Below are 15,797 nucleotides of genomic sequence, written 5' to 3'. Positions count from 1 at the left end.
TTTTTTTCTTATTTAAAGAAATATAAAAATAAAAATAATAATACCCACAATAAGTCCAGAAAGTGCCAATACATTGCACCTAGTTCTATACCAAGAGTTTGACTCGAATTGTATTTTTGTTTAAAATGATTATAAATTATAATTAAAAGTGAAATTAATCCGCCTACCAAGTGCAAGAGGTGCATAAGAGCAATAACATAAAGGAAAGTTGTAGTAATCGAACTACCTTGTCCTGTCATATAATACCCGCTTTCGATAATTTGTCCAAAGCCTCTGAACTGTAAAATTACAAAAGCAATTCCCAAAGCAAATGTTGCTAAAAGAAATGCAGAAGTCGCACTTCTATTTCCTTTTTCAATTGCTTTTTTAGCTAAATAAAAAGTAACGCTACAACCAATAATAACCAATGTACTCCAATAAAAGGCAGTTGGCATCTGAAAATCCTTCAACCAGTCTGCTCTTGATTTACTAACTACAAAAGCACTTGTTAATCCGGCAAACATCATTGTCATACTTACCATTGCGAACAATAAAATCAACTTTGCCGACTTTGATTTTTGCACTTGTTCTTCACTTATTTTCATTGTCATTTCCATAACTATCTTAAAAATTTATCTACTATATATACAATCTGTAACAAAGAAATATAAGAAACACTAACTAACATTAATGTTCTGGCAGCCTTAGAAGTCCGCAGCTGATATAATCGCACCGCATAAAACAACATCCATAATCCCAATAAAAAAACCACAACTGCCGCGATAGGTGTAATAAACAATTGCCCTGTATAGCCTAAAACCGGCAATAAAGAAGCTATTATTAACCATATCGTATATAGCATTACCTGCAAAGCTGTTCCTTTATCTTTTTTTCCTGTTGGAAGCATAAAGATTCCAGCCCTTTCATAATCTTCATACAAAAACCAGCCAATAGCCCAAAAATGCGGAAATTGCCAGAAGAACTGAATTAAAAACAATGTACCGGCTTCTATTCCAAATTCTCCTGTTGCTGCCACCCATCCTAACATAAATGGAATTGCGCCCGGAAAAGCTCCCACAAAAACAGATAATGAAGTTACCGTTTTTAAAGGCGTATAAAGACTTGTGTACAAAAATATAGATATTGCAGCAAACATTGCCGACTTTGCATTTATTGTATACAACAATACGACACCAATAATTGTCAATAAACTTGCTACAAACAAAGCTACTTTTGGAGTCATGCGCCCTGAAGGAACCGGACGATTTTTGGTACGCTCCATTAAAGAATCAATATCTTTTTCGATTACCTGATTAAAAGCATTTGAAGCCCCGACCATACAGTAACCTCCAACCATCAACGCAGCTAAAACGCTCCATTGAAAAGGATCCTCACTATTTACACCTAACAAATATCCCGCAATCGAAGAAAACAAAACACTAATTGCTAAACCAGCTTTGGTAATCTCTTTGAAATCCAGAAATATTGATTTAAGTGAAATTGTATTTTTAGTAGCGTTCAATACCGTAATTGTTTGTGTATTTTTTTAAGTGGTGCAAATGTACAAATTAGATTATAGAATTTTGACCTATAAAATTAGATTTTTCTAATAAAACCTTTATAAAGTAAGGTCTTTTAAATCTTTAACACAATTTCCTCGAAAAATCTTATTAAATGTTAGTAATCAAAATACCAATTAAATACATCTGAACGCAGTCCTAAAGTAAACCAGGTTGTATTTTGTGAAAAAGTAGCTGCAGTATTCTGCATTGGATCAAAATTCCTGTAAATAAAACTTCCGAAAAGTTTTAAATTAGTCATAGGGTTTATAAGATATCCTCCTTGAATATCAGCGATAAAAATGCTGGTTTTATTACCCTGACCTACTTTTACACCAGAATCATACGGGCGATTTTCTTCATAACTTTTATAGATATTCCCCCCATAATTATAACCATCTTCTGTTGTATCAAAATCAAACCCTCTTTTTCCAATTGTTAGCTTCGCATCAGCATAATAACGGCCTTTGTGGTAACGTACTATTGCAATTAATTCATTAAAATTACCGCCCCATTGATGACCAAGACTTTGATTATTATGACCGTAATTTGTTATTACCGCACTATGAGAATACACATACGGACGCACATGATTATACTCTAACTGCATTAGCAAATCTTTTACTTTAAAAGCGTTAAAATATTTAGCCCCTATTTGGTAACCAAATTTGTTTTTCCAACTATTATCTCCCCCTTTTACATCTCCAAATGAAAATTCATCGATTAAAAACTGCCCATACAAATTAATCTGATTACTCCATTTGTATTTAGATGTAAACCCTAAAAGAGCATTTCCACTTTTTGATGACGAAGCGAACTCAACAGAACGATAAAAAATAATTGGATTAACAAAATTCACATCAAAACCTCTATTATTACTATCTGTCCAAACTACAGATTCAAAAAAACCTAAATTCAGTTTATTTGAAACGTTCCAACTCAAATAATGGTTGGCCATATATTTTGATGCATACGTTTTATCTACCGTAACACCTGGACGAACATCTTTGAGCCACATATATGTATTGGTATATTTTATTTTCCAAAACGTAGTATTAATTTTTAAATAAGGATATGGACTTGCTCCGTCACTTTCTAACAATGACCGATACCCATCACCAATAAAATTTCTTCCATAGCCCAATTGAAAATCGAAAAATTTACTTGGAGTATAGGTTATATTCGCCTCGGCCAAAGGAAAATCATAAGAATCTGTTTTAAATTTTTTCGCAATACCCATGCCTGGAATTATAGCAGGATTCCCTCCCGAAGGTTTTAAAGAGTTCGCATAATCGTTAAAATAACCGGCAAATCTTCCCTGACTTTCAAAAATTGTAGTTGTAAAATTGATTTGCTTTCCTACACCTCCTCTAAAATTAATAGCTCTGGTATTTACATAGGTAGAACCATCATAGTCCGAAGCCTTACCCATTTGCAAATCAACAATAGGATTCAAAGCTAACCAATAATCTTCACCCTGAATCTGAACCATATTTTCATTCCACCATTTTCTTCCTAGCCAGCCTGAAGTTTTCTTTTGAAGCGATTCGTTTACCGCTTTTAAATTATAATATTTTGAAACTTCAGCATACGTATAGGGCTTAGATGCAGTATGATTATTACTGCCAACCTGATTCATTGCTCCATCAAATTGCGCATAATAACTATGAGAAAGGGGAATATTCAAATGACTTTGGAATTCCGGGTTGTTGTATTTTTTATACACAATACTATCCAATTCTGTCATTGGCTTTTGTATTGGCTTTAAAATTTCTGCAGCAGCCAATGCCTCAGCTGCGATTTGCTCTGAACTTTTTAATGGCAAATCTATTGAAATAGTATATTTAGAATAGGTTGCAACACCATTATATGTGGAAGGTTTGATTTTAGGAAACTTACTAAAAACACGTTTAGCCTCTTTAACTAAATCATCACTTACTGCATTGATATAAATCACTTTAAAAGAACCATCTGCATCAACTTCAAACAACACTTTAACTTCACCTTTATAATTTGTCTGTTTTAAATTCTCAGGAATTTCAAAGTTCTCATAAACAAAATCCTGAACTTCTTTGTAAAAACAATTTTCTAATTGTTTAGATACCAAATTTTCGCAATTAGGAAAAACAGGAAGCTGCTCAGCTGCAAAACCCGCCTTTACAGAAGATTGGTTTGTTTCCTGAGCTAAAACAACAAATGATGATAATGCCAGACACAAAGTTAAAAAACTTTTATTCAAAATATTTTTGATTTTCATTAGTATTGATTTGTGGTATTTTCTCCATTTACAATTGCTTTAGCAGATGAAGTTCCGATACGTTTAACTCCTAAACGAATCATTTCTATTGCTTCCTCATATGACTTAACACCTCCGGCAGCTTTTATTGGTAACGGTGAAGCATTTTCTAACATCATAATTATTGCAGAAATAGTTGCACCATTTGGAGAATTATCCTTAGTTTTATAAAAACCAGTTGATGATTTTACAAAAACTGAAGCATATTCTTCCTCTTTAAAATTAGAAATAACAATTTTTTTTATCAAAGAAGAAAGCTGAATAATTTCTTTTTCATTCAATGCTGCCACTTCTATAATCCATTTAACAGTTTTATTATTTGCTAATGCTATTTGCGTGGCTATTAAAATCTCTTGTTTTATTAATTGAACATCTCCGTTTTTAAACGCTTCGTAATTACAAACAAAATCAAGATCATCTGCACCATTCGCTATTGCTTCATTTGCTTCCCTGATTTTTGTTTCAATATCAGATTTGCCTTCAGGAAAATCTATAACAGTACCAACATCAAGATTAGAATTGGCTTTTAAAATCATTTCTTTAGCTAAAGCCACATATTCCGGCCGAACCATAACCAGTTTAAAACCTTCGACGATAGCTTCAGCAATTACATTTTTAACCACAATCTCATTTTCTGTTTCCGAAAGACCGGTTTGAGAGGCGGTTTTTAAGTAAGTGGAATCTAAATACTGGTTAACATTCATGATTTTAAAATTACAAGAATTGCAACAAAAATACATTTAAAATTCAAAAAAATGACATACTTTTTTAAGCTTGCCTTATTGAAAATAAAAAACCCACCGAAGTGGGAATTAATATTTTATATTTTATCGATTTGCTTTTTAAAAGCTATTGCCGCAAAAACAGCCGCTGTAGCTCCAATTGCATTACCTAAAATATCCGTTACATCTGCTGCTCTTGTTTTAGTAAAAACACCTTGCAATATTTCGATGGTTATTCCAAAAAAAACTGAAAATATAAACGAAATCAAATACACTTTATAATCATCTGTTGTCTTTCCTTTGAATTCTTTTTTAAAAAACAAGATCCACGAAATTGTAAATCCAAAATGGAAACAAAAATGCACTATTTTATCGATACTGGGAAAACTTACTGCCGGGATATTACTTGAATCTGTAAGACAAAAATAGGTAATGATTCCTGAGCAAACTATAGCCCACAATAAAAGCAATTGTTTAGGCACCTATCAGTTGTTTGTATGCTTCATCTGATAACAATGAGTCAATCTCTGCAGCGTTAGCAATTTTTATTTTAATCATCCATCCGGCTCCGTATGGATCCGAATTTACGCTTTCAGGTGTGCTTTCTAAATCTTCATTAAAAGCAATGATTTCTCCAGTTAAAGGCAAAAACAAATCAGAAACTGTTTTTACAGCTTCAACAGTTCCAAAAACTTCATCTTTATCTAATGTCTGATCTAAAGTTTCTACTTCAACATACACAATATCCCCTAATTCTTTTTGAGCAAAATGAGTAATTCCTACTGTTGCAACATCTCCTTCGATGCTAACCCATTCGTGATCTTTTGTATACTTTAAATTTGCTGGTATGCTCATAATACTATGTTTGAAAATTGATAATTTAATTTTAAAGCAACAAATGTAACAATCTTCTAATGAAAATTAGTTTATAATCACAAAATTAATTTCCGAAATTATATCGAATTGTAAATCCTGAACGAATATTAGTTAACGGAAATGATGTAGAAATTACTGCTTTCGAAAAGGAGTGGTCATAATAGAATATGGCGGTAAGATTCTTGCTGAATGCATAATCAGCAGTAAGTTTTAATGACCATATATTTTGACCGGCTGCCAATTGATTATTGTCATAATCCAAATATCGAACCAGAGTCTGGTTATTTCTATAAGAGAAATCTGCTTTGATATTAATATCACTTTTTATAATTCCGGTAGGATTATCTGCTAAAGTGGATGAAAAAATAACATCTTTAAAGCGATATCCTAAACCAACAACATACTCAATACCTTTTACTTCTGTCAATAAATTATTATCAAAACTCATTGATAAAGCTCTGTCTTTTTTAACTTCCGTAAGCACTCTTAAAGATCCTTTTAATTCAAAATCAACACGAACCAACGGACTAAACTGTTCAACCAAATTCACATTTGACATGATCGTCTTATTGAAGAAATTACCATTTACATCCGTGCCATCTGGATTTTCATTATAATCAAAATTTGATCTGAATTGATTAATTGTGTAGGAAGCTCTGTAATTATGCTGCAAAGAAAAGCGTTTAAACCTGTCTTTGAAATATTTGTAACGCATCAATCCATTATATTTTATACTCCAGTTTGGAATAGGAAAATTTCTAAAAATTCCTGTAGAAGTTTTTGAGGCATCCGTTCCAGAATAAGCAGCTAAGAAAGCAGGCAATAAAACAGCCTGATTACTTTTTCCAAATCCAATTGGATATCCTGCATTTGCTGTATAGAGATCTCTCTTACTTTTTTCAGGATCGCTATTCGGATCTGTAGAAGGTGCTGGAATTGGGTTTGCAGCGTCACCATATCTCGGAATGGCATCAGCTCCGTAATAATCTCCTGCCAAACGATTTGCTATAATCAAACGATTACTTCTAAAATCATCAAAAGCTGCTGATACATTTTCATCACTTGCAGAAAATGCTGTTTTGATTAATACAGTTGAAATTGAAAACATTCCATATGTATAAGGCGACAGAGATTCATATTGACCATTGGTAACGCTATACTGTTCTGAAGAATTTTCAGAATAGGATCTGTCCATGGTTAAATCTATTTTTAAATCCGGAAACAAATCAAGATTAGCCGTTATCTTTAGTGCCTTAGTATTTACTTGGGTGAAATTTTGATTGAACTTATCCGAAGTGGTCAGCCAACCGTTTTTAGCAGATTCATAACGTACGTCATCCTGACTTCCAAAAATAAAACCTAAACTTGGCTTAGACGTTCCTAAAAATCCAATACTTGGTGTATAGCCGGGTAAAACGGTACCACTATTCTCTGTATAATTTACCTGAATATTTTTTACACTCGTTAAAACACCAATCAACCCATCATAAAAAGGTCTGCTCGTTGCAACTGTTTTATTAGTATTTACTATTTTCTCTCCAGGTTTTGGAACTGCTGTAGTTTTTGGCTTAGCAGCCTTTTTTACTCCTGGTGTTAATCCTAAATACTTGTACAACGTTGTCATATTAAAAGTTGTATTTAGCGTATTTGAATTTGCATTTTGAATCGTATTTCCTAGATTATTGACTGTAATCGATCCATCAGGATTTTCTACTTCAAGTCCAGACATAGCAGATGAAGAACGTTGCCAGTTATAATCAGCGGTATAGGAATAATTTGCTTTTACAAAACTAAAAATCGGTAATTTATTGATTGGGATATCATAATTTAAGATTAATTGCTGTGTATGTTGATTTGGTATTCCAATATTAAAATAATCATCCCAAAAATTAAAATCGTCTTTTGGGGTATTATCATCATTCAGATAATTTTTGACAATATTGTTTGATGAAGCTGTATAGTTTAGCCTTAAAGATTTAGTCAGATTAAATGCAAATCCATATTGATAATTATACGCAAAGTTTCTTCTGTAAAGAGTTTCTAAACCAATTCCCGGCACATCTTGTACCTGCCTGAATTGTTGGCTATTGCTCTGTCTTATTATATTTGTATTGAATGAAATATTAGAAGGCAGGTAATTAAAATTAAAATCACTTAACAGTTTCCAATACTCACTTTTTTTCATGAATTTAGTCTGCTTAAAAGGCACTACTTCTTTTGGCTGAAACGTATAAGCATAGTTTACAGATGAATTTGACAGTTGGTCTTGATATTCCTCTATTTCATAATCATGACGCTCCACCTGATTGTAGGATTGAGAAAAAGTAAAATTCTCTACATCATAAACATGTGGTTTTTGCTCTTGGGATCTGTCTTTTCTAACGCCAATAAAATTAATGCTTTTTCGCTTGGTATAATCTATTGCTCTATTTTTGTAAATATCTTTTTGAGTCTGATCTGTTGTTTCGTTTAACAACTGTTCCAATTTAATATCCTGGTTAAAAGGATCATATTCCGGTGTGATTATTTCTTCTCCTATTGCATAATTAAATGGAAGATTTATACCCCATTTCGGCGGTAATAATTTTCCTAAGTTCAAATTCGTAACAATATTATACTGCTGGATATCTTCACGATCCCTTTCATTTGCTCCTTCTTCAATAGATCCAAAACCAATGGTGCTTTTTCGCCCTGTTGCCGAAACTGTAGCAAAATCAGCCATGTTGGTATCAATACTTAAAATTGCTGCCATTCCGCCTTTATTATCCATATCAGATAATCGAAGTTCATTAAACCAAACCTCTCCTTTTATCTTCTTTTCATTAGCATTACCAATATCACCACTGTTATCATTTTTAACTCCTACCATTAAATTTCGGACTAAACCAAAATTAGGATTACCTTTTATCCCCAGTTTTAATTTACTGTCACCATCACCTCCTTCTAAAATTAAATCAGGATCATTATCCGGATAATAGATTCCGTTGATATCGCGCTTAGGAGAGTTCATGTCAACACTCATTCCCTTAATTTTCATTTTAGTCAATAGAGCAAGAGCTAAATTCATTTCGTTTTCTGCCGGCCAGACCAAATCCGGATTTATATCGGTAGGACCGTTTTCAATAAATTGAGTTGCTTTTAATGGTATTTCAATCTGATAAAAGTTTTCTGTAAAATCATTTCCAAAACGAATAAATGCAACCATTTCATTATCATCAAGAACAACCTCTCCTTTTAATGATTCAGCGTGAAGAAACATCTTCAGTTTTTTGTACTGACGCATATCAAGACTTACATTTTTAAAAGCAGCCCTTGAATCCTGTCCTTCCAAACCGTTCCCTGATACACGTAATGCTAATGACTGTTCATTTTGATTAATTACAGTATTATTATTAAACAGCTGTTCCCTTTGAACATTTGGTGGCATAACATAATTTACCGGAGATTTTGTACTGTTTTCCTGAATATTAACTGCCTGTACTTCAAAAACAGTTCCGTCATCCTTCGGGTTTGTATCAGCTACATCCAGAGTACCATCAAACCTTCTCCATTCACCTCTAACCAAATCCAATGCCCCAAAACGTACCGTAATCTGATCGTTAAATCCAGTCATAAACATTCTCATAAAACGGATAGATCTAAAATCTGAAATACTTCCAATTCTATTTTTATATTCTGAGACCGGTATTTTAAACTGAATCCATCTTGCTGTAGTAGTTGTACCATTAGGCAATGGAACATCATTTACTATTCTATCATCAGTAATATAATTTTGTCCAACAGCCATACCTGGCTTCATATCTATGCTATACTCATAATAAGCATTAATGGTATTCATGGTATTGTCACGATTAATATCTTCGACATCAGGCAGTGTTGTAGATGCTCTGTTAGCATTGTTTATGTCTACAGCGGAGTTTCCTTCAACGCCATTGTATTTTTTATAACGGTCCAGAACGCCTCCGTCTGAATTTAAAAAATAAGTATAATTATCTGCTGCAGGATCTTCTGCTGCTGAATAGTTAGTATAAACTGTAGATTCTTTAGAATCCGGCAAACCATCCAAACCTACATCCTGATTAGTCCTGTTTCCTGCATTATTATCAAAAGCATAAATTAGTGATTGAGAAGCAGGAACATCCCCCCAAATTGGCTTAGGTGTAACTAGTATCTGATCAGGTCCCAATCCGTTTTCATATTGCTTTCTTCCGTCTTTTAAAACATCTTCTGAAATCTCTCCTAAGTTAAAATAAATTTTACCCGTATTGGAAGGCTGGACTGCGCCATTTCCTTCATAATAAGGATCCAACATCCAAAACTGGATAAACTCGACATTGCTTTGCTCAAAATTGGTTGAATTTAAAGAACGCATAATTCCACCAAAATTACCATTTACCGGATCTGTCCCAAAATCTGGATTATTGTTATAGGGCCCTCTCTCTGAAGGATAATAACTCAAATCAAGTGTATTAATTACCTGTAATTGTCCTTGAGCGATATCAGTATTAGGATATAATTCTTTGCTGTAAATTCTTCTGGTAGTATTTAAAGACAAATCGTCATTTGATATTCCGGATGGTTTTTGAGTATAAAAAATTGGATCTATAGAATACCATGCCAGTTTAGCCCTTTTATACCCATAGTCCAAATTAGTGTTTGAAGCTCCAAAAGTATTATCATTTGAATCATTAATAAATGGTGTTGAAGCTAAACTCCAGGCATAAGCAGATCGCATGTCAATGGTTGACTGTGAACCCTCAAAATCATCCACATATATTGTTGCCTCTCCTTCAAAATCGCTTGCTTTTGGTGCATCGGGTTTTAAGAAAGCTACTTCCCCTCTTATCGAAAGGCTTGAAGGAACATCTGTATCTATGTTAGGTAGTTTATTTACTAATCTTGTAAAAAACGGAATTTCAGTTGAATAATTTCCATTAAATCCAAAAATCGTATTATTTACAGATTCCTGACCATAACTCGATTTTTGAGTAAACGGTTTTTCGGTCATTTTTAAATACGTACCACCAATAACAAATTTATCAGAAATTTTATGTTCAATATTGATTCCCATAAACCTTCTGGTCTGTTGACCGAAGACCGAATTATTCTCTAACGAAACCTCTATTGGTGTATTGGACGCCTGTAAAGATGCATCTAAAATCTGCACTCTTCCTAACTGATAATCGACACTATAATCAATTCCTTCAACCAAAACTCTTCCTCCAGCGGTAACGACTACTGAACCTTGCGGAACGTTAAAAGCACCAATAGGAATTCCATCGCTGCCTGATGATTTATATTTTCCTCTTAATAAAAACTTGTTTTTATCGCTGTCCTGTAAAGCACCTGACTGTGTTGTCTTATACATGCTTTGAAACACATATTTCTTTTGATTCGCGTTATAAGTAGAAGGTATGTCATAATTTTCTCCCGCTGTTCCCGTATTTAATTTATCAAATAGTAACTTTCCAAAAGGCTCTTTGGTAGTAAAAATAATACGTCCGTTTTGAGCATCAAAAGTGATTCCCTGAAGATAATCGAAGAAACCGTCACCTCCGGCTTGCGGATCGTTATTGTAATTTAATTTATCTAAATTAAAAACTTTCAATAACGGCGTATCTGTAACAGGAAAAGTTGTTGGAAAAGTAGTTCCGTCAACCGGCTTAATGTAATTGATAGGCGAAGGATCTGTGTAAAGAATATTGAATCTAAAATCATCCTGTTTTATCTGATAAGCACCCGGTATTTGATAGATATTTTTCATCATCAAATTCCATACTGGATTATTAACATTTGTCAAACTGCTTTTCAGCATTTTCAAAATCAAACTTTGAGTAATAACAGCCTGATTATTATTCTGAGCACTTCCTGTTACAACTGTCCCATCAACCCCGTCACTACCAAACTCTCCTACCTGATATATCTCTCCACCAACAGTATATTCATAAGCAACTGCTAAAATTTCATCATTAGCCAAGCGCTGCTGTAAGGAAATATAACCTAACTGAGGATTAAATGTATATTCTGTAGACGTTAGCTTTCTTGCGTTTTCTAATACCGAATAATCTCTACCTTCAGTAATATTAGGGTCGTCCGGGTTATTAAAACCATTTTTCGCTGTTACAATTTCTCTAATATTCTGATTCAAATATCCTCCGTTACCAATAGCTGCCGGATCATATTTGTTATTACCATTATCGGTTGGTGAATCTATAGGCTTGACAAAAAGATTTGCGGATGTTGTCACTACAATTTCATTGTCAGGAATTCCTGTGATTTGAGCTTCTCCTAAATCCTGAAGTGCAATAACATTTCGCAAGTTATTGCTTGTTGTACTCACACGATTTTGCTTGTTTGTTACCCAAATCTCCAACCTTGTAATCTGAACCTTGCTATCAATAAAAGGATAATTTCTTAATGAAGCATCATATTTATTTCTAAAATATTGTGATAAAAAGAAGTGCCTATCGTTATCATAATCCAGTGCATACAAATCAAAATTCTGAATTGTTCCACCTCCTTCAGCTACTATACTTTTTGTTTGTGACTTTTGCTCAGAAAAAACTCCCGTAAAGGTTGTTTTTCCAAATTGCAATTGTGCTTTAACACCAAACAAACTCTGCGCTCCACGAATCAAAGTGCTATTTAATGGCATGCTAACATTACCAACTTCTACTTTTTGCACAATATCGTCTTCTGTGGGCGTATAGGCAAGTTTGAATAAGTTTTGGAATGCAAATGTAGATTGAGTGTCATAGTTGGCATTTACCTCTAATCTGGTCCCTACTTTTCCCATCAGACTCATGCTAATTCTTTGATCAAAATCAAAAGTGAGGCTTGATCTGTTTCTTGGAGAAAATGACGGATTGTCTTGCTTACTATATCGCAATCCCAAATCCATTTCAACTGAACCAGTAGGCTTTACATCAATTGTATTACTCCCAAAAATAGATTCAAAAAAGCTCGAGTTAACATAATATCTTGGCAATAAATCTTTTTTAGCTTCTTCGCTCCCGGCTTTTTTACCATCAACAGCAATCATTTTTTTTCTAAAATAATCTCTTCTTGATTCTTTTAGAAGTAAATCTTCGTATTCTTTTGGAGTTAAAACAAGAGGATAATTAATCGAAAAACCATCTACTGTACTCGAATAAATATACCGATCTGTGATAGGGTCATATCTGTATGCAGTAAGTATACTTGGAGGATTCTCAAGCTCTAATTTACCTACAGAAAATCCTGTTTTTGTAGTATCCTGAATTGTTGGATTTACCTGAGCATGCAAAGCATTGCCACAAAATAAAACCAGTAAAAAAAGTAAAATTTTACGCATACAATTCAAGTCTTAATAGTAATTTATAACGTTTTTAAAGCCTTTTTGATAATAGTTTCTACAGAAGCTTCCGGATCTTCTTTTATAATCTTCTCGACAACTTTTTCCGATGTTTTTCTAACAAAACCTAAAACTTCTAAAGCAGATAACGCTTCATCTCGATTTGTATTGTTTTGAACTACAGAAACTTCATCCAGATCATATAACTTTAAGACTTTTTCTTTCAAATCCAATATTACTCTTTGGGCTGTTTTATTACCAATTCCTTTAATAGACTGAATTACTCCAACATCTCCTGATGCAATAGCATTTATAATTTGTCTTGGTTCTATCGAAGACAACATGGTTCTGGCAATATTAGCCCCGATACCCGAAACTGATATTAACATTCTAAATATTTCTCTTTCGGATTTTTCGACAAAACCGTATAATGTATGCGCATCTTCCTTGATTAAAAGATGCGTATACAATTTTACAAAATCAGTATTTGGAATTAGAGAAAAAGTATGCAAAGAGATATTTACCTGATATCCAACCCCTGCACAATCAATCACAACCTCTGTTGGATTTTTCTCCACTAATTTTCCTTGCAAATGTGCTATCATAGTATTTTTTGTGATGCCAAATATAATAAAATTAAGACAATATTAACAACGGCTTGCGCCTTCAGCTATTTAGTTAGTTTGTTTTTCTTTAATTCTTTTTCCTGAGCATCAATAACTGCAATAGCCGCCATATTAACCATCTCTTCAACACTTGCTCCCAACTGGAAAATATGAACAGGCTTGCCCATACCCATCATAATTGGACCTATAGAATTTACTTTATACAATTCTTTTAACAGCTTATAAGTAATATTTGCTGACTCGAGATTAGGAAAAATGAGGGTATTTACTTTTTTTCCAGCTAATTTGGAAAAAGGAAATTTTTCCTGAAGCATTTCCGGATTTAGGGCAAAATCAGCCTGAATTTCTCCATCCACAACCATATCAGGATAATTTTTATGTAGATAAGCAACGGCATCTCTAACTTTTGACGCATTCTGATGAGTTGAAGATCCAAAATTTGAATAAGAAACCATTGCAATAACAGGCTCTATACCAAACATTTTTGCTGTTTTGGCAGTCATAATTGCAATATTTATTAAATCTTCTGAAGTTGGATTAATATTAATAGCAGTATCAGATAAAAACATTGGCCCACGTGATGTAAGCATCATATTGGCGGTTGCAACAAGTGAAGCACCCTGTGCTTTGTCAATTAATTGCAACATTGGTTTCAACACACTCGGATAACTTCTTGAATAACCAGTTACTACAGCATCGGCCTCTCCTTCATTTACCATCATTGCTGCAAAGTAATTTCTTTCACGCATAAATCTCTGAGCATCCAGCGAAGAAACACCTCTTCTTTCTCTTGTTTCCCAATATGAGTTTGCAAATCTGTTACGTCTTGCCTCTTCTTCATTTGTTTTAGGGTCAATAATTTCAAAATCAGCGTCAAAACCTAACTCTTTCTTAAGTTCTAAAATGATTTCTTTATTCCCTAATAGAATAGGAAAACCAACACCCTCTTCATATACAATCTGTGCTGCTTTTAAAACATTTAAATGTTCTGCTTCGGCAAAAACAACTCGTTTTGGATCCATTTTGGCGCGATTAGTAATTAAACGCACCATTTTATTATCATTCCCTAAACGTTCTAACAGTTTTTCTTCATAAGCAGACCAGTCTGTGATCGGGTTTTTAGCAACGCCTGATTCTATCGCTGCTTTTGCTACAGCGGGTGCCACAATTGCAATCAATCTTGGATCAAATGGTTTTGGAATAATATATTCACGGCCGAAACCTAACTTTGTTGCACCGTAAGCTACGTTAACCTGTTCCGGTACAGATTGTTTTGCTAATGAAGCCAGCGCTTTTACTGCCGCCATTTTCATTGCTTCATTGATTTTTGTAGCCCTGACATCCAAGGCTCCTCTAAAAATGTAAGGAAAACCTAAAACATTATTTACCTGATTAGGAAAATCTGAACGCCCTGTAGCCATGATAACATCCTTACGGGTTTCTACTGCTAAATTATAATCTATTTCAGGATTTGGATTTGCCATCGCAAACACAATTGGGCTTTCGGCCATTGACAATAACATCTCAGCCGATAAAATATTTCCTGAAGATAATCCTATGAAAACGTCTGCATCTTTTACAGCTTCTGCCAAATCAATTTTAGCACCATCCACAGCATATTTCAATTGCAATTCTGAAAGCGAAGGATTATCTTTTGTTAAAAGCCCTTTACTGTTGAACATTAAAACATTCTCCACTTTAACGCCCAGCAAAACATATAAATCTGTACAAGCTATCGCAGCTGATCCAGCACCGGAAACTACAACTTTTACATCTTCGGCTTTTTTGCCTGCTAATTCTAATGCATTAATTAAAGCTGCCGAAGAAATAATAGCTGTTCCATGCTGATCATCATGCATTACCGGAATATCTAACTCTTCTATCAGTCGTCTTTCTATTTCAAAAGATTCCGGAGCTTTAATATCTTCCAGATTAATCCCTCCAAAAGTGGGAGCAATATTTTTTACAGTCTGAATAAATTCTTCTACATCTTTTGTTCCAATTTCAATATCAAAAACATCAATATCAGAGAAAATTTTAAACAGCAGACCTTTTCCTTCCATTACTGGTTTTCCTGCTTCAGGACCTATATCTCCAAGACCTAAAACAGCTGTACCATTTGAAATTACGGCTACTAAATTTCCTTTTGCTGTATATTTATAAACGTCATCAATGTTTGCTGCGATTTCCAGACATGGCTCTGCTACCCCTGGAGAATAAGCAAGAGATAAGTCTCTTTGGGTTGCATATTTTTTGGTTGGAACTACTTGAATTTTTCCTGGAGTCGGTTCTGCATGATACAATAACGCTTCTCTTCTTTTAGTCTCTTTATTCATTCGTCTTCGCTTTTTATTTTGCCTTACAAAGATATAAGACTTGGTTTAAATCAATCTGTTTTTGAACATT

Annotated in this window: 9 protein-coding genes; all 9 read right to left on the bottom strand. The window is 33.8% G+C overall.

The features are described 5' to 3' along the window. Positions 1–8: 8 nt before the first annotated feature. Positions 9–596 (bottom strand): cytochrome c oxidase subunit 3, encoded by a 588-nt coding sequence (locus BXU10_RS10390; protein WP_078227266.1) that lies wholly within the window; start codon positions 594–596, stop codon positions 9–11. Positions 597–598: 2 nt separating this feature from the next. After that, complete coding sequence (gene cyoE, locus BXU10_RS10385; protein WP_078227265.1) at positions 599–1,501, bottom strand: heme o synthase; 903 nt, start codon at positions 1,499–1,501, stop codon at positions 599–601. A 155-nt stretch (positions 1,502–1,656) separates the two neighbouring features. After that, the gene (locus BXU10_RS10380) at positions 1,657–3,795 is read right to left on the bottom strand and encodes an energy transducer TonB (RefSeq protein WP_123921976.1); all 2,139 of its coding nucleotides are present in this window, start codon (positions 3,793–3,795) and stop codon (positions 1,657–1,659) included. Continuing rightward, positions 3,795–4,538, bottom strand: coding sequence for a deoxyribose-phosphate aldolase (gene deoC / locus BXU10_RS10375; RefSeq protein ID WP_078227264.1), 744 nt, complete (start codon positions 4,536–4,538; stop codon positions 3,795–3,797). Before deoC ends, BXU10_RS10380 begins: the two co-directional genes overlap by 1 nt. Before the next feature lie 116 nt (positions 4,539–4,654). Beyond that, positions 4,655–5,038: a VanZ family protein gene (locus tag BXU10_RS10370; RefSeq protein WP_078227263.1), complete on the bottom strand. Its 384-nt coding sequence runs from the start codon at positions 5,036–5,038 to the stop codon at positions 4,655–4,657. Continuing rightward, on the bottom strand, positions 5,031–5,411 hold the full coding sequence (gene gcvH, locus BXU10_RS10365; RefSeq protein WP_078227262.1) for a glycine cleavage system protein GcvH: 381 nt from the start codon (positions 5,409–5,411) through the stop codon (positions 5,031–5,033). The genes BXU10_RS10370 and gcvH overlap by 8 nt, the downstream gene beginning before the upstream one ends. An 85-nt stretch (positions 5,412–5,496) precedes the next feature. After that, complete coding sequence (sprA, locus tag BXU10_RS10360) at positions 5,497–12,765, bottom strand: cell surface protein SprA (RefSeq protein ID WP_078227261.1); 7,269 nt, start codon at positions 12,763–12,765, stop codon at positions 5,497–5,499. Positions 12,766–12,788: 23 nt separating this feature from the next. Further along, on the bottom strand, positions 12,789–13,370 hold the full coding sequence (ruvA, locus tag BXU10_RS10355; protein WP_031454429.1) for a Holliday junction branch migration protein RuvA: 582 nt from the start codon (positions 13,368–13,370) through the stop codon (positions 12,789–12,791). A 65-nt stretch (positions 13,371–13,435) separates the two neighbouring features. Further along, positions 13,436–15,727: an NADP-dependent malic enzyme gene (locus BXU10_RS10350; protein ID WP_078227260.1), complete on the bottom strand. Its 2,292-nt coding sequence runs from the start codon at positions 15,725–15,727 to the stop codon at positions 13,436–13,438. Positions 15,728–15,797: the final 70 nt, after the last annotated feature.

The organism is Flavobacterium sp. LM4 (assembly GCF_002017935.1).
GTDB classification, from domain to species: domain Bacteria; phylum Bacteroidota; class Bacteroidia; order Flavobacteriales; family Flavobacteriaceae; genus Flavobacterium; species Flavobacterium chungangense.
This window is presented reverse-complemented; position numbering and strand designations above follow the sequence as displayed.